We start from the raw sequence: 16,475 nt of genomic DNA, 5'->3' as shown, positions 1-16,475 counted from the left end.
TCAACACTCCCAATCTATAACTTTCTTACGTATTTTATAAGAATGAATTTGCGTAGGGTTATGAGGATCATCGATAATTAAGATATCACCGCCCTCAACTGTTGCCGATCCTCCAACCGATGTTGCAAATCTAAAGCCGTTAGCAGTCGTTAAAAACTTACTTTTTTGATTATGGGTTTTACTAAGAATAGTATTCAAGAAAAGTTCCTTATACCAATCGGAATTTAAAATAAACCGACAATCTAGTGAGTGTTTAATGCTAAGTATTTGAGAGTAGCTGGCAGCCATAATTCTTTTGGTAGGACTTATCCCAAGTAAATAGGCAGGCCAAGCAACACTAACACAAATAGATTTTAAACTCCTTGGCGGTATATTGATTATTAAACGATTAATATCACCGCTTTGCACGGCATTTAAATAATCGGTAATTATTCTTATATGTTTACTTGGGTAATACTCTACTCCCGGATTAAGTAGTATTAAATACCTTAATGATAAAGCTATGAAAATCCTGCCGTAAAATAGAATTTAAGAGTTCTTTAGAGTGGAGCATGTTATTATATCATACTGTGACTTACTGTCACCCCGTGGCTTGACCACGTGGTCCAAAAAATAATTAAAAAAAACTGGATACCGTGGAGGGGCCACGGTATGACATATATCACAAATTATCATTGCCATTAATCCCCTATAGTATATAATTTTGAAAAATAATATGTTTATCTATGAAGTTACTACGAATTGTTTTTATCACGATCATATGTGCTTACTCTTCTATATTTGCAGAAAATTTAGAGTCGGTTACTACAACCGAAGATATTGAAAACGATGTATTTATCCCTCTTGATGAAAATCATCCTGTTTTAAACTCAAACGATAATATTAATGATAGTTCCGAGTTTAAGAGCTATACAAACGGTAAAATTATTGCTCTAAATAAAATTACTGCCACTTCTGAAGAAATTAATTTTAAAGTTGGAGAGGAAAAATATTTCGGTAATATAAAAATCAAATTGCATAAATGTATAAAAAACCTTGATCCGTATAATGAAGATAATTATTTGTTGATGACCGTAACAGAATATAAAATAGACGAAGATCCTAATTTACTTTTTCAAGGATGGATGATTTCTTCAAGCATTTCACTTTCAACATTTGAACACCCAATCTACGAAATTTTTGCTAAAGATTGTTTTTAATTGAAATGATAAATTATTTAACTTCAACTTTAATATTCCTAATTCCAAGCCTTGGAATGGTAGCGGGCTTATCGGTTGCAGCTACTGTAACAGTATTTTTACTAGGTGTGTCATACTGTGGCTTGTCCACAGTATCCAGAAATACAATTAAATACACTAATAATTTTAATATTTTAAACTGGATACCGTGGACAAGCCACGGTATGACATTACTATTCACTGCTTGGTGCTTTATATCTTGTTTATTCGGAATTCATCCTATTAATAGCTTAGCTACTTTTGCTCAAGTTTTCATACTTTTATTTCTCGGCTTTGCAGTTAGTAATTCTGCTCCTTTCGGGAATCGCATACAGCTCAAAAAAACTTTAATACTCGGAATTCTCACGGCAATATTATTATTCTTCATCGAATATTCTTCTCACGGTTTTTTAACAAGAACATTCAAAGCTAGTTTTGGTTTATATATGCTAGATCGGGGCTGTGCTTTACTTTCAATTACTACTTGGGTAGCGATTATAATTTTGCTCTCTAACGGCAGAAGAAGGCATGCCTTAATGCTATATATATTAGTGCTTTATTTATTAAGTATTTCCGATAGTTTAGCAAGTTTTTTAGGCTTTAGTATAGGCGGAGTAATATTTATTTTAGCAAGAGTTATAAAGCCGATATTTTTCAAATTAATTGCAATAAGTTTAATTACCGGCTCGTTACTATTTCCTGTTATAGCTAAACAAATAGAACCACGAGATTTATCTGAAAAATATTTAGCTACACAACCTTCCGCTGCTCATCGTTTATTTATTTGGCATTTTGTTGCAAATAAAATCACCCTAAAACCGATTTTAGGCTATGGCTTTGCTTCTTCTAAATATATCAAAGTCAATAATAGTGAAATGATCAATTACAACGGAGAAAAATGGCATCTTTTGCCGCTACATCCTCATAATAACATATTACAAATTACTCTTGAACTCGGTATAATAGGTTTAATATTATTTTTATGCTTAGTTTATAAATATCTCAAACAAATCGATAATATAAAGAGTTCTAATTTTAGAGCAGCTTCTTATTCATGCTTCATAAGTTACTATATTATCGGCATGATTTCATATAATATTTGGCAAATATGGTGGATATCAAGCGGTATTTGGGTACTAGTTTTAATGAAGTTACTAGTTAAACCTGATATTATCGTTGATAATTGATGCTATTTGGTATAGATATAGAAGTAAGTGTTTGATGTCATTCCAGCAACAGCGGGAATCCAGTAACCTTTGTTGTCATCCCGCGATTAAATCGTGGGTCCAAATAAAAATGTAATTTTAGATACCGCGGTCAAGCCACGGGATAACACTGAAAAACTTGGATTCCCGCTTTCGCGGGAATGACATAAACCGCACTTATACTCATACAATAAAAACATATGCTACAAAACTCAGAGCTTTTACAAGAATATCTACCGATTGCTATATTTTTCAGTATTGCGGTATTGGTTTCCGGCTTAATAATGATTCTACCTAACCTATTATCGACAAAGAAATATAATAAAGATAAGCTAGAGCCTTATGAGTGTGGTTTTGAACCTTTTAGTGATGCAAGGTCAAAATTTGACATACGTTTTTACTTAGTTGCTATTTTATTTATTATCTTTGACCTTGAAATCGCATTTTTAGTGCCTTGGGCTATTAGCCTTAATATGATAGGTAAAATAGGCTTTTTCTCAATGATATTTTTCTTATTCGTACTTACTATCGGGTTCATATATGAATGGAAGAAAGGAGCTTTAGATTGGTAATTATATGAAACACAGTTTTTATCAAGAAGACGAATTATTAAATAATGAGCTTTCTAATAGAGGATTCTTACTCACTAAAGTTGACGACGTTATAGGCTGGGCGAGAGCTAATTCCTTATGGCCTATGACTTTTGGGCTTGCTTGTTGTGCTGTTGAGATGATGCAGGCAGCAGCAAGTAGATATGATATGGATCGCTTCGGTATGTTATTTAGACCAAGTCCAAGACAGTCCGATCTTATGATAGTTGCAGGAACGCTTACTAACAAAATGGCACCGGCTCTACGTAAAGTATATGATCAGATGCCTGAACCTAAATGGGTGCTTTCAATGGGCAGCTGTGCTAATGGCGGCGGCTATTATCATTTCTCTTATTCGGTAGTGCGCGGCTGTGATAAAATCGTACCGGTTGACGTATATGTCCCTGGCTGCCCTCCTACCGCCGAAGCATTAATTTACGGGCTTATGCAGTTACAGAAAAAAATTAAACGCACTACAGGTTTTAAGTATGACGCTAGACGAACTCATTGAAAAACTTGCAGCTAAATCTAGCATTTTAATAACACCTATTATAGTTAAGGATTACTTAGCTTATAAAATCGAGCCGAATTTTTTATTACCGTTTTTAAAAGCTTTAAAAGAATCGGAAGAATTACGCTTTACTGTACTTACTGATTTATTTGGAACTGATTTTCCTGAAAGAGATAAAAGATTTGAAGTAATTTACAACTTACTAAGCCTAAAATTAAATAAGCGTCTTATAATAAAAGTATATATATTCGAAAAAGAGAATATACCTTCGGCGATGAATATATTTAGTGCTGCTTGTTGGTATGAACGTGAAGTTTACGATATGTACGGGGTAAATTTTGACGGTAATGACGATAAAAGACGGATACTTACCGATTATGAATTTGAGGGGCATCCCTTGCGTAAAGATTTCCCGTTAACTGGTTATACCCAGGTTAAATATGATGAGCAGCTAAAGAAAGTGGCTTATGAGCCGGTCGATTTAGATATAGAATATCGTGAGTTTGATTTCAGCTCTCACTGGCATAGCCCTACTTACGTATTACCGGGGGACAAGAAGGCAAGGAAGTAACAACGTCATTGCGAGGAGAGCTTGTGGGCACCGGAGTCGTCATTGCGAGCAGCCATAGGCTGCGTGGCAATCCAGTAAAAATTATGAAACAACCGGCTGTATATATTATTTCTAATAAACGAAACGGTACTATTTACGTAGGAGTAACTTCTAATCTTATTAAACGTATATATGAACACAAAAATAATACAACTAATGGGTTTAGTAAAAAATACGATTGTAAAATGCTAGTATTTTATGAAATTCATGAAACTATGGATTCTGCAATAACTAGAGAAAAACAAATTAAATCAGGCTCAAGAACAAAAAAGCTTAATTTAATTGAGCAAATGAATGTAAATTGAAAAGATTTGTATGATGAAATTATTTAACTGGATTGTAGCAAAGCCTACTACTCTAGCGTTATTATATAGCTTGGTTTTCCGTCATTACGAGAAGAATTACACAGTAATTCGACGAAGCAATCCAGTAAAAAATTCTGATTTACAGAATTTTTTTAATTATTTAACTGGATTGCCGCGTCGCGTCGCTCCTCGCAATGACGGTTTGGGTATCGATGTAACAACGCCTACTGCTTCTCTCAATGACGGATACTATGACTAATAACACTAAAACTATAACTCTAAATCTTGGTCCGCAGCATCCGGCAACTCATGGAGTTTTAAGGTTAATTCTTGAGATGGACGGGGAAGTAGTGAATAACGCCGATCCTCATATTGGGTTACTGCATCGTGGTACGGAAAAGCTTATTGAGCATAAAACATATTTGCAGGCTATACCATATTTTGATCGCCTTGATTATGTTTCGCCAATGTGCCAAGAACATGCGTTTGCTTTGGCAGTCGAGTCATTATTAGAATGCGAAATCCCTAGAAGAGCTAAGTTTATCAGAGTATTATTCTCAGAATTAACAAGAATTTTAAACCATACTTTGAATATTGGCAGCCAAGCTTTAGATATCGGTGCTACTACTCCTTTATTATGGCTTTTTGAAGAGCGAGAAAAAATCATGGAATTTTACGAGCGTGTTTCCGGCTCTCGTATGCATTCAAACTACTTCAGACCTGGAGGCGTTGCAGAAGATTTACCTGACGGTTTACTTGAAGATATAGATAAGTTTATAGAGCAATTTCCTCCTAAACTTCATGATATTGAAAGTCTATTAAATGAAAATAGATTATGGAAACAGCGGCTAGTAGATATCGGCGTTGTGTCTCAAAAAGAGGCTATGGATTGGGGGTTTTCAGGACCGATGCTTAGAGGTTCAGGCATAGCTTGGGATTTACGCAAGTCAAACCCTTATGACGTTTACGATGAAATGGACTTTGAAGTACCAATCGGCAAAAACGGTGATTGTTACGACAGATATTTCGTTCGTATGCTTGAAATGTATGAATCTATTAAGATAATCAAGCAATGTATAGAGAAAATACCGAAAGGTGCAGTTAAAACCGATGATCCTAAATTAACACCGCCGACAAGAGCCAAAATGAAAGAATCTATGGAAGCGATGATTCATCATTTTAAGCTCTATACGGAAGGATATGACGTCCCAGCCGGCGAGACTTATAAAGCAGTAGAAGCTCCTAAAGGCGAGTTTGGTGTATATTTATACTCGCAAGGAGGTAATAGACCTTATAGATGCCGAATTAAAGCACCAGGCTTTGCTCATTTGCAAGGACTAGATTTTATGTCTAAAGGTCATTTAATGGCAGATGTTATTACTATTATAGCCACGCTTGATATAGTATTCGGTGAGATAGATAGGTAGACTCGTTTAATTTAAAAAATTGGCGTCGTTGTTTCATATTTTTTGACCGCAGCGTAGATAAACTACGTGAGGATCAAAAAATATGAAACGCCTTGCTCTTTTCCAAATTAAACTTCGTCTACTACACTATTCATAATATTAGGAGTATATGAATACAAAAATTACAAATTTTACATTTGATAAGAAAAACTTAAACCTAGCAGAAGATATTATAAAAAAATATCCGCCGGATGGTAAAAGAAGTGCAATACTTCCGCTGCTTGATTTAGCACAGCGTCAAAACGGCGGTTGGCTACCCGTGCCTGCTATCGAATATGTCGCAAATATGCTAGAAATGCCTTATATGCGAGCTTATGAGGTTGCAACATTTTATACTATGTTTAACTTAAAACCTGTCGGTAAATATCATATCCAAGTATGTACTACTACCCCTTGCTGGCTGCGTGGTAGTGATGATATCATGAAAATTTGTGAAAAGAAATTAGGTATAAAACTTAAAGAAATCACTGAAGATCAAAAATTTACTTTAAGCGAGATAGAATGTTTAGGAGCATGCATTAACGCTCCGGTCGTACAAATCAATGATGATTATTATGAAGATCTAACTGAAGAAAAAATGGAAACTATTATGGATAAGCTACAAAATGAGTAAAATACTTTTATTAATAATTAGGTTCTATCAATATTTTATTTCCCCACTACTTGGCAATAATTGCCGCTTTCATCACCCTTGTTCTGAATATGCCAAAGAAGCTATAACAATACACGGCAGCATAAAAGGCTTGTGGCTTACCTTTAAAAGAATCATCAAATGCCAACCGTTTTATAATGGAGTTTTATTGCATGATACAGAAGTTCTATGTCATTCCCGCGAAATCGGGAAGCCAGCTACTAAAAGGTATAAACACACTAAACTTTAGAATTAAAAGCTCAAATAATTTCGTTTTTTTCTGGATTCCTGCTCTCGCAGGAATGACATCGATATACTTTACTATGATCATAAATATAAATACTATAGTGAAATGAATCTAATCCCTTTACCTCGTGATTTTTTTGCAAGAGATACTAATGTAGTAAGCACTGAGTTAATCGGTAAAGTCCTATATTTCCAAGGTAAAACAGCTATCATTACTGAAACTGAAAGCTATATAGGGATGGACGATCCTGCTTGCCATGCAGCAAGAGGGCGTACCAAAAGAACAGATATAATGTTTGGTCCTGCCGGATTTAGCTATGTCTATTTAATTTACGGAATGTATTATTGTTTAAATTTCGTAACTGAAACTGAAGGCTTTCCGGCTGCGACCTTAATTCGAGGCGTACATGTTATTTCACCTGAAAATCTATATCTAAATGGTCCGGGTAAATTATGCAAATACCTTGGAATTAATATTTCTCATAATAAATGCGATCTTATCAATAATAACGAATTTTTTGTCGGCGATATCGGCTTAAAGCTACCCTACTCTACTACTACCCGCATCGGTATTACCAAAGGCACGGATAAATTATGGCGTTATGTTGTTACTGATATCATTAGACTTCCTGCATAAGTCATCTTATAAAGAGGAATTTGAAGGAGACACTTCATCTCGAACCGCAGCGTATATAGACATATGTGAGGATTCGAGTACCGGATTGACGTACAAATTACCTTTAGAAGTGATTTATGCAGGAAGTCTTAATTTAATCTCTCAATATAATGTACAGCCTTAATAAGGTCATATTGATTAACGGCAAAAGGACCACGGAAAGGTTTATCAAGGATAAATAATAAAAAGAGCATTGATGATGAAGTGATACAAACTAAACCAACCGAAATCTTATGTAAATAAAGCTTGGTGCAAAGCATACAGACAAAAATTAAATTAATAGTGGTCATTATACATACAACTATCCAATATTGAATATTTAAGGAAAAATAGGACATTTTAATCCTGTTATACCTTACGGTATAAAGCTCTTTTATCTCCTCAATGATTTCCTGCTTAGTAAATAGCTGCATTTGCTCACTTGCTTTATAAGCTTGTAGTCGCTTATTAATATCTTGGAGGAAAATAAGAGCTTCATGACCGATTTTCTTGCCGTCTTTCATTAATTGTCATTCCCGCTGCATTGCATCTTTGGTATAATTTTTAATATCTAGATAAATTGTAGGTCTCATTTCATGAGGAAGCCAACCTACACTATCTGCAAGCCTCATCAATACTATAGATTCTGCTGCCACCCCTTCTTGTGCTTTATTAAAATTACCGAGTAAATAAATTAATATAAAACCGGTTGATACAGCATACATACTACCGACTACACCTGATAAAAACCCGCCAAGACTTCCCAAGCTCTTCTTTTTGAAAATTATTAGGAATAATATATTTTGTTAAATATAAACATCCCGCACAAAAACTCATCAAAACAATATTTATTATGATGAATAAAACAATATTAGGAACGGTATAGATGAAGTCAATTATATGATTAAGCATAAGCATTGTAGTTTTTACGTTATATCATTCCCACGGGGTATGGGATCGAAAAATGCATTCGGTGTCATACCGTGGTTAAGCCAGCCTTGTTGCATGGCTCGGTTTTTGTGTTGTCATTCCGTGATTTATTCACGGGATCCAGTTAAAAATACTAATAATATTAGTATTTTTAGTTGTTTTACTGGATACCGTGGTCAAGCCACGGTATGACAGAGGTGAAATTGATCCACGCAACAATGCCTTGCAAACTACACTTCCGTCTCTTCTAAGACCACCGTAGAATCAGCAAGTTTAGTAATTTTCTCAATTTTTAATTGAGCTTCTTTTAGTTTTTTCTCACAATGATTCTTAAGTAAAATACCTCTTTCAAAGCTATTAACTGCCGTTTCTAGACTCTCTTGTCCGTTATCTATTTTTTTAACAATTTCCTCAAGCTCTTTTAAAGCTTCTTCAAAGCTAATATTTTCTTCTAAAGTTTTAGTATTAGTCATTTATTTTTATTTTTTAATGGTTATCTGTAGTAGTTTTGTCTTCAGTTATTTGTAGTATAAGTAATTTTTTTAGCTCACTACTATCAAAAGTTTTCTTAGGAGCAAAAATACTCCCTTGCATTTTTATATTAAGCTGTGCCAAACTATCTTTATCAGAACTCGTATTTGAGGTATTTAACTTAACAAGCCTTGCCGGCACATAAAATGAAAAAATACTAGAAGCATCCATATCAAAATTATATATATTAACTGCAAAAGAAGCCGCACCGCTACTATATTGTGTTGCAAATTTTACTTTCTTTAAAAGGGCAATACCTTTTTGTAGTTCAATATCACCGCTTATGCCTCTAATATTTTCTTGTCCTGTGGTTATAGCACTATTTATATCTTTATCTAAATTTTGTACTTTATAATCCGCTGTATTAATTTTTTCTATAAAAGAATCAATTGCAAAATTATTAACATCTATATTGTTTATAGCAAATTGTGATTTTGTAGTAAGGTTATATAGCTGGCTTTGAAGAGTGTTACCGTTAGTCCCTAAACTACCGCTTATACTTACTTTTCCGCTACTTGCAGTAAATATTTTAGGCATAAGAGCCAAAACTTTGTTTAAATCTATTGTATTTAAAGCATATACAAAATTTAGAGAATAAGGTTCTAATAAAATATTGCCGCTACCTTGAAGCTTACCGCCTAATAATTCTGCTTCAATATTATTAAATTGTAATAGATTATTATTATTTGCTACATAAAATTTAACATTTTTCAATATTAAATTATTTTGTGATAATGTTGATAATGTCCCGTAAAATTGCAATGTAGCTTTATCTAAACTATAATCATTTATTAATTTATTTCTTAAATTAAGCATTCCTGCCGGTGATAATAAATCAGTAGTAAGATTACCGTCCTTAATTTCTATGGTCAAAGACGGTAATACACTTGAAGCATCCAAGTTCCAGCTAGTCGATAAATAGCTGCCCACGGTTTTAAAATCTAAATTACTAATTTTTATATTAGCCGGTACGATTTTAGCAAGCAAATTCATTTTGTCAAATACATGATCATTATACTTAACGCTATCTATCAAAATATCTAAATTAGCTAAATATCCTATTGTTCTAATAGGAATAAATTTACTTGGATAATCTAAAGTTTTCATATCTTTAGTTAAATTTTTTGTAAATTCGATAAGAGGCGAAATTATCGGATACGTCCTACCGCTTAAGTCAAGTGAAGATATATTAAGCATAGCATCTAAACGAGGTGTTTGAGCAATAAATTTACTAGAAAAATTTCCCGATAAATTTAAATTGTCCGTTTTAAGTAATAAATTTTTAAAAAATAAATCTATTAAAGTGAGTTTTAAATCCGACGACAAGCTAAAAGGAATAGCTTCTTTAATAGTAACATCGTTAAATCCTAAAATATTCAGTAACGAATTTATATCATTGTGCTTTAAATATAGCTGTCCATCAAACATACTTCTAACGGCATTCTGTGTTACATTACCTGTAAGCTTAAATTCTCCGCCTGACTTAATATTACCTGAAAGTTCATTTATCTTTAAAGTACCCTTTGATAAGTTAGAAGAAAAGACTATTTTTTCTAGTGCTTCATTACTACTTAAAATTATTTCGTTAATTGCTACGTCTGCTTTAAGCAATTTGTCAGCAAAAATAAATCTAATATTTGAAGAAGAAGTATTAAATGTTACCTCTGCATTTGGAGAAATTAACGAACTTAGATCTATTTTAGGAAAATCTAATTTCACATTAGTAGTAATATTATCATTTTTAGCAATGTTAACAAATCCATTACCTGTAATAAAAGAGGATGCTATTACTATGTCTTTTAGCTCTATTTCATCTTCATTATTTGAAATATTAAATTTAACGTTTACTGCCTCATTTTGATTAAATTTATTAAAAAGATGGTTTAAATCCGGTAATATATTATACATTACCGATGCTAAATTTTTAATCTGATATTCACCGCTACCGCTAGTAAGCTTAAAATCTTTGTAAATTTGCGATAGCTTAAAACCATAATTATGGTTATCAATATCAAGACTAAAATCTACTATATCGTCACGTTTATTAATTGAACCTGAAATTTTACCTATATAGTTACTTGTAGTTTTAAATATGTAATTAGACGATAAAGCATTTTCTTTTTTTAATATACAATTATTAAAATTTAAAATAGAATAGTCTTGTTTATTAATAATACTTAGATTAGTAACATTTAGATTTATATTTTGTAATTTATATTTAAAGAAATTCTTTATTAACTCTTCATGATTATAAATATTTAATACATTAGAATTAGAATAAAATTTAGCATCTAATATGTCTATTTTATTAATTTTAGGATTAAATTTTATAAGCGACCACAACGAAAAATGAATTTTAATCTGCTCTAAATCTAACTCTCCTTCTTCCTTTATCGTCTCAATAATTAAATATGGCAAAGGAAATTTATTCATCTTTATTTTGCCGATATTTTCTTTCGCAATTCCTAAATAACTGGTAAGATTATTGGTAACCGAATTATAGTTAACAAAAGATAATGCACCAAAGATTATAAATAACAATAATGAGAAACAAATTATAATGCCGGCAGCTATTTTTTTTATCATGTCTGTAAAAAAGTTTTTAAATATATTATTATATATAACTATCAAAATTTAAAGGTAAATTAATGAATTCTTTAGAAAATTTAATTTTAGTCGGTGTAATAAAATCATGTCACGGAATTAAAGGTCATGTAATTTTAAAATCTTTTACCGAACCTGCTACAAAAATACTTGAAAGAAATTTAGTAAATGAGTCCGGAGAAGATATACATATTAAGCTAATTAGCCAAAATACTAAAGGAGAATTAATTTGTACATTTAATGATATAGCTACACGAAATGAGGCTGAAAATTTAAAAGGTTATAAACTATTTTGCTTGAGAGCAAGTTTACCGAAACTAGAAGAAGATGAATTTTATATAGCTGATTTAAATCATTTACCGGTATTAAACCAAGATCATAAAGAAATAGGCAAAATTAAAAATATTCTTAACTTTGGTGCCGGTGACATAATTGAAATAGAATTTTTAGATCAAACAACCGAATTATTACCTTTCAATAAAGGGTTTTTCCCTCTCATAACTAAAGATTATGTCGTTTTAAATTATCAAAGAGAAATTTGAGCACTGATGTCATTCCTAGCTAGAAGCGGGGCATTGTTGCATGGATCGAAAAACCTACTCGATGTCATTCCGTGGCTTGACCACGGGATCTAAAAAACAACTTAAAATACTAACAATTTTAGTATTTTTAACTGGATCCCGCTACAAGCTCGCGGGATGACATCGAGTAATACTTAATTGAGTAAATTATATGAATTTGACAATTAAGCCTTAAATACTATAATCAATATATGTATATAAATAGAAGGTTAAACTCTATGCCTAAAACTTTAAAATACTCACTTATTATATTTATAAGTATAATATTATTATTAATTATTATTCCTTTCTTTATTCCTTTAAATAATTATAAAGGAGTAATAATAGATAAAGTTAAAGAGGCTACAAATAGAGATTTAACTATTAACGGCGATATAAAATTATCTTTATTACCAAATCCGGCAATATCATTACCTGAAATTAAATTATCATCAATAGAGGGTACAAAAGAACCTAATTTAGTTTCTGTTGAAAGTGCTAAAGCGTCATTAAAGCTTTTTCCTCTTTTTAGAGGAGCAATTGAAGTAGCTTCTATAGAACTACAAAAACCTATTATAAATCTAGAAGTTTTGAATAACGGACAAAAAAATTGGCAGTTCGTTACATCTAATAATAAGCATAAAGAAAATAATGTTAGTTCTACAGAATCTACTAATAATAGTGAATTAGAACTTCCTATTTTGATTAGTCATCTTAAAATAATAAACGGCAAAGTAATATATAGAGAAAAAAATAGCGAGAAAATATTTAACGATATTAATTTAGATACTAAAATTAAAAGCCTTAAAGGTCCTATAGAATTTACTTTAGCTTTAAATGCTTTGGAACAACAGATTAATATAGAGGGAAATATTGAAGAAATCGGAAAAATAATTCCGTTAAGTGCTAATATTAATCTTGCCGGGGAAAAAATTAAAATCGAAGGAAAATTTGATAGCAAAAATAATTCTTTTATAGGTAACACAAATATTAAAGGCAATACTAAAGCTTTAGGCGTGCCGGCTGATTTACAAAATGACTATGATCTAACTACGGCAATTAAGGCCGATAATAAAAATATAACTATAAAAGATGCTAGACTTAATTATCCAAATATAGAATTACTAACAAATGCGAATTATGATATAGAACGTAATAACCTAAAATCAAATATTATTATCAATCCCGGTAACATTAAAACCGAGATTAGCTCTAATTTAGATAAGACAAATATTATGCTACAAGCTGATAGTTTAAAACCTATACTTGATGCTCTAAAGCTAAAGACCGATAAATTACCTCCTATTATTAACCAGAAACTGAATGTTACTTCTAATGTAATTTGTAATTCTCAAACAATAAAATTACAAAATATTAATTTAATTGCTGCAAATAGTAATCTAACAGGAGATATTGAGCTTAAAAACTTAGCACAAGATATAACTATTTCTCACAATCTAAAAATTAATAATTTTGAGTCGTTTATGTCTCTTATGGGAGTAAGTAATTTAAGTAAGATTGGGGTATTGCAGTTAAACGGGGAAGTACAAAAAATTAAAGATACTTTCCATATTAATAATAAAATATCTGCTTTTAATACTAACATATCTATTAAAGGCGATATTAATTTAGCAGCTCAGAAGCCAAATTTTAATCTTAACTTATACAGTCCTTTAGTTAATTTGGATAAAATTCTTGCAAGTAATAGCCATACCACTGTTCCAAGTAAAACTAGTAGTCCTGCTACTCAAAACATACCTACAGCTAAAAATAATTCTCCTTGGTCAAACAATCCTATTAACTTAGGATTTTTAAATGAAATTGAAGGACAATTATCCGCAAATATTGATAAACTAACTAACGACTCATTAATCATAAATAATTTAAAAGCAAAATTAAATATCACCGGTGGCACGCTGAATATTACTTCAGTTAATGCAAGCATTTACGGTGGCGAACTAAGTAGCACAGGTTATGTGAGTTCAGGAAAAGATCAAAAAGCTGCAATTAAAATTGATTTTAAAAATGCCTATCTCAAAAGTTTAACTCCGCAATCGGGTAAAATAAAAATAACTGATGGACGACTAAGTTTTAAAACGGATCTTACTTCTCGCGGTAATAGCGTTTATGCGTATGTTAATAATCTAAGCGGACAATTTAACGTAAATAGCGATAACGGAAAAATAAGCGGGTTTGACCTAAACCGAATCGCAGATTCGGTAAATAATGCTAAAAATACCGAAGGGGTATTGCGGCTTATTAACAGCTCTTTTAGCGGCGGATCAACATCTTTCAAAAATTTAATTGCAAGCGGGAATATAGCTAGTGGCAAGCTTAATTTAAATGAATGTAGTTTAAATGCTTTACCTGCCAAAGCAAATGCAAGCGGTCAAATTAACTTACCGCAATATATGATGGATATTAGTGCAAGCGTTACTATTGCTGATTCACCGCCTATAGCCGTTAAATTATACGGATTCATAAATAACCCACAGCATAAATTAGATATTCAAGCTTTTCAGACATATTTAGTTAAAAACGTATTTAATAGCGTTATTAAGGACTTAAAAAGCGGAGAGAAAAAACCTAAAAATATCATTAAAGATGCTTTAGGCCTTAGAAAGAAAAAGGATACAAATACAGAAGAACCAAGTAATCCTCCGCAAGAAAGTCAACAAGCAGATCCTGTGAATAAACTGCTACAAAAAGGATTAAAGAAACTGTTTTGAGGTGACCGTCACGGGTGTTGTATGACTTATTATTTCTCTCTGTGTCATCCCGTGATTTATTCGGCTTTGTTGCGTGGCTCAATGTCATTCCCACTTAGGCGGGAATCCAGTAATCCTTAATGTCACCCCGTGGCTTGACCACGGGGTCCAGGTTTTTATTTTTTCCTGGATCCCGTGAATAAATCACGGAATGCCAGAGAAAAAACTAGATTCCTGCCGTTGCTAAGAATGACATTGTACGCTTTTTCTGAGCCATACAACAACGCTTTCTTACAATGACGACATATATATTTAATTAGGAATACCAACTATTCGCATTTAAGTACATCCCCCAGTTGACAAACTTCTATTATTTCCTCAGTATCTAATACCAAATTAGGTATGTTTTTAGGAAAATCTTGAATTGCTTCAGTAATTTTTGCTGCTTCTTCATCATAATTTGCCTTTTTCAACAAAATAATAAAATCTTCATATAATGATTTTTTATTTGGATTTAATCCTATAGCTCTTTTAATAGAAGCGAGTGCTTCCTCCGGATTTATTTTATGTAACTTATTAAAAAACTCTTCGTGGTAGTATGCTTTACTTGGATCTAGTTCAATAGCTTTCTTTAATGATTTAATTGCATTATCTTGTTGTTTTTCCATTAAAATAGAACTTAAACTATGAAAAATTTCAGCTTCCCTATTGTTATATTTTTCAGTTTTATTATAATTTTCAATAAAATTTGAAAGTTCTTCAGGATCAGTTTCAACGAATTTTCGTAAATTGTCTTTTCCTTCTTGATATTGATATCTGTTATGAAGAGCAAGACATTTTTTAAACAGCTCTGCAATTTCATCTTTAGTCATAATCTATCCTCTATTAATCTACTATAATATAAAAAAACTAAACCGGTAAAGCTAATATTTACCCATATTGTTTTTTCCATTCTATTTTCATCTTTTTATATTTCTTATTGTCTTCTGCCTCTTGCCATTTTTTGAAAAATATATCGGCACTTTTTACTTTTTTTTTGGGGGTCCCCCTCCTCTTTCTAATTTCTTATAATCATGTTCTTTGTCATATTTTTTCCCACCTTTATAATTAGCATAACGTCTACTTCTAGTAAAACCCATTTGTAAATATTTACGAGCCATATTAGCTCCAACAAAATTATTATCCTCTAAGGATTTTAAAAATATTTCATATATTTTTTCACTACTTTCTTTAGCAATTTCAGGAGTTTTAAACTTCCAATAAGGCAAAATTTCATTTTTATATGGTTGACAAATTAATACTCCTTGTTCACCTTTACCTACTCTATAGCTTTCTGGGCATTTACGATAATCAATATCATTTTTCCATTTATAATTTTTATTATCAAAATTTAGATAGCTTGGTTTTTCCATAACTTATGATATATTTGTAATTAATAATTTATAACTACAATATCAATATAAGTAAATAAATCTGAAGCTTGTAAAGCTAAGTAAGTATTTTAAATAAACTTTAATTTAAAATCGTATGGTTAAGAAAATAGTATAAAATACGAAAACCTTGCATGTACGTCCTAATGGAAGATCAGCGGATTACATAACCCCTAACTTTATATATGGCTGTGCAGGAGGTTGTAGAAATAGTTATTGTTATGTAATGCGTCACAACTATGAAACATTATATATAAAGGAAGTGTTGAGAGATAA

Annotated in this window: 20 protein-coding genes and 2 pseudogenes; 15 read left to right on the top strand and 7 right to left on the bottom strand. The window is 31.7% G+C overall.

The genetic code is table 11. The features are described from left to right. The gene (locus SB78_RS04260; RefSeq protein ID WP_241773737.1) at positions 1-408 is read right to left on the bottom strand and encodes a hypothetical protein; all 408 of its coding nucleotides are present in this window, start codon (positions 406-408) and stop codon (positions 1-3) included. A 317-nt stretch (positions 409-725) separates the two neighbouring features. On the opposite strand from SB78_RS04260, the gene SB78_RS04255 reads away from it, so the two are divergent. Further along, positions 726-1,199, top strand: coding sequence for a DUF2155 domain-containing protein (locus tag SB78_RS04255; protein WP_041078880.1), 474 nt, complete (start codon positions 726-728; stop codon positions 1,197-1,199). Positions 1,200-1,204: 5 nt separating this feature from the next. Further along, complete coding sequence (locus SB78_RS04250; protein ID WP_410524509.1) at positions 1,205-2,404, top strand: O-antigen ligase family protein; 1,200 nt, start codon at positions 1,205-1,207, stop codon at positions 2,402-2,404. 86 nt (positions 2,405-2,490) lie between these two features. Here SB78_RS04250 and SB78_RS11495 read toward each other — a convergent pair whose 3' ends face one another. Beyond that, entirely contained in the window at positions 2,491-2,622 is a 132-nt protein-coding gene (locus SB78_RS11495; protein ID WP_277813959.1) for a hypothetical protein, read from the bottom strand. On the opposite strand from SB78_RS11495, the gene SB78_RS04245 reads away from it, so the two are divergent. From SB78_RS04245 to SB78_RS11760, 10 genes and pseudogenes are all read left to right on the top strand, one after another. Further along, complete coding sequence (locus SB78_RS04245; protein ID WP_041078879.1) at positions 2,623-2,994, top strand: NADH-quinone oxidoreductase subunit A; 372 nt, start codon at positions 2,623-2,625, stop codon at positions 2,992-2,994. Positions 2,995-2,998: 4 nt separating this feature from the next. Beyond that, positions 2,999-3,523 (top strand): NuoB/complex I 20 kDa subunit family protein, encoded by a 525-nt coding sequence (locus SB78_RS04240; protein ID WP_041078878.1) that lies wholly within the window; start codon positions 2,999-3,001, stop codon positions 3,521-3,523. After that, the gene (locus tag SB78_RS04235) at positions 3,501-4,094 is read left to right on the top strand and encodes an NADH-quinone oxidoreductase subunit C (RefSeq protein WP_041078877.1); all 594 of its coding nucleotides are present in this window, start codon (positions 3,501-3,503) and stop codon (positions 4,092-4,094) included. The genes SB78_RS04240 and SB78_RS04235 overlap by 23 nt, the downstream gene beginning before the upstream one ends. Before the next feature lie 23 nt (positions 4,095-4,117). Next, positions 4,118-4,438 (top strand): GIY-YIG nuclease family protein, encoded by a 321-nt coding sequence (locus tag SB78_RS04230; protein WP_241773736.1) that lies wholly within the window; start codon positions 4,118-4,120, stop codon positions 4,436-4,438. Positions 4,439-4,448: 10 nt separating this feature from the next. Then, positions 4,449-4,697, top strand: coding sequence for a hypothetical protein (locus tag SB78_RS10900; RefSeq protein WP_241773735.1), 249 nt, complete (start codon positions 4,449-4,451; stop codon positions 4,695-4,697). Next, a complete protein-coding gene (gene nuoD, locus SB78_RS04225; RefSeq protein WP_041078884.1) occupies positions 4,690-5,865 on the top strand; it encodes an NADH dehydrogenase (quinone) subunit D in 1,176 nt (391 codons plus the stop codon). The genes SB78_RS10900 and nuoD overlap by 8 nt, the downstream gene beginning before the upstream one ends. 148 nt (positions 5,866-6,013) lie before the next feature. Continuing rightward, positions 6,014-6,517, top strand: coding sequence for an NADH-quinone oxidoreductase subunit NuoE (nuoE, locus tag SB78_RS04220; RefSeq protein WP_041078875.1), 504 nt, complete (start codon positions 6,014-6,016; stop codon positions 6,515-6,517). Continuing rightward, positions 6,510-6,785 carry a membrane protein insertion efficiency factor YidD gene (gene yidD, locus SB78_RS08100; protein WP_081420950.1) on the top strand — a complete coding sequence of 92 codons (276 nt, stop codon included), beginning with the start codon at positions 6,510-6,512 and terminating at the stop codon, positions 6,783-6,785. The genes nuoE and yidD overlap by 8 nt, the downstream gene beginning before the upstream one ends. A 102-nt stretch (positions 6,786-6,887) precedes the next feature. After that, positions 6,888-7,418, top strand: coding sequence for a DNA-3-methyladenine glycosylase (locus tag SB78_RS04215; protein WP_041078874.1), 531 nt, complete (start codon positions 6,888-6,890; stop codon positions 7,416-7,418). Then, positions 7,402-7,536: pseudogene (locus SB78_RS11760) on the top strand (palindromic element RPE1 domain-containing protein); the annotation flags it as partial. The gene SB78_RS04215 and the pseudogene SB78_RS11760, both read left to right, overlap by 17 nt. A gap of 10 nt (positions 7,537-7,546) precedes the next feature. Here the strand turns inward: SB78_RS11760 and SB78_RS11755 are convergent. After that, a pseudogene (locus SB78_RS11755) lies at positions 7,547-8,273 on the bottom strand (bestrophin-like domain). A gap of 63 nt (positions 8,274-8,336) precedes the next feature. On the opposite strand from SB78_RS11755, the gene SB78_RS11960 reads away from it, so the two are divergent. Further along, entirely contained in the window at positions 8,337-8,558 is a 222-nt protein-coding gene (locus SB78_RS11960) for a hypothetical protein (protein ID WP_410524507.1), read from the top strand. 38 nt (positions 8,559-8,596) lie between these two features. Here the strand turns inward: SB78_RS11960 and SB78_RS04205 are convergent, their stop codons facing one another. Beyond that, entirely contained in the window at positions 8,597-8,839 is a 243-nt protein-coding gene (locus tag SB78_RS04205; protein ID WP_041078873.1) for an exodeoxyribonuclease VII small subunit, read from the bottom strand. 13 nt (positions 8,840-8,852) lie between these two features. Then, a complete protein-coding gene (locus tag SB78_RS04200) occupies positions 8,853-11,483 on the bottom strand; it encodes an AsmA-like C-terminal region-containing protein (RefSeq protein WP_041078883.1) in 2,631 nt (876 codons plus the stop codon). 62 nt (positions 11,484-11,545) lie between these two features. Here SB78_RS04200 and rimM point away from each other — a divergent pair, with 62 nt between their 5' ends. Beyond that, entirely contained in the window at positions 11,546-12,043 is a 498-nt protein-coding gene (rimM, locus tag SB78_RS04195) for a ribosome maturation factor RimM (RefSeq protein WP_041078872.1), read from the top strand. 257 nt (positions 12,044-12,300) lie between these two features. Next, on the top strand, positions 12,301-14,790 hold the full coding sequence (locus SB78_RS04190) for an AsmA family protein (RefSeq protein WP_041078871.1): 2,490 nt from the start codon (positions 12,301-12,303) through the stop codon (positions 14,788-14,790). Between the two features lie 308 nt (positions 14,791-15,098). Here SB78_RS04190 and SB78_RS11750 read toward each other — a convergent pair whose 3' ends face one another. Continuing rightward, positions 15,099-15,437, bottom strand: a complete 339-nt coding sequence (locus SB78_RS11750) for a hypothetical protein (RefSeq protein WP_041078882.1) — start codon at positions 15,435-15,437, stop codon at positions 15,099-15,101. A gap of 357 nt (positions 15,438-15,794) precedes the next feature. Next, positions 15,795-16,181 carry a DUF4385 family protein gene (locus SB78_RS04175; RefSeq protein ID WP_241773731.1) on the bottom strand — a complete coding sequence of 129 codons (387 nt, stop codon included), beginning with the start codon at positions 16,179-16,181 and terminating at the stop codon, positions 15,795-15,797. Between the last annotated feature and the right edge of the window lie 294 nt (positions 16,182-16,475).

It is taken from the genome of Rickettsia asembonensis (assembly GCF_000828125.2).
In the GTDB taxonomy this organism is placed as follows: Bacteria; Pseudomonadota; Alphaproteobacteria; order Rickettsiales; family Rickettsiaceae; genus Rickettsia; species Rickettsia asembonensis.
This window is presented reverse-complemented; position numbering and strand designations above follow the sequence as displayed.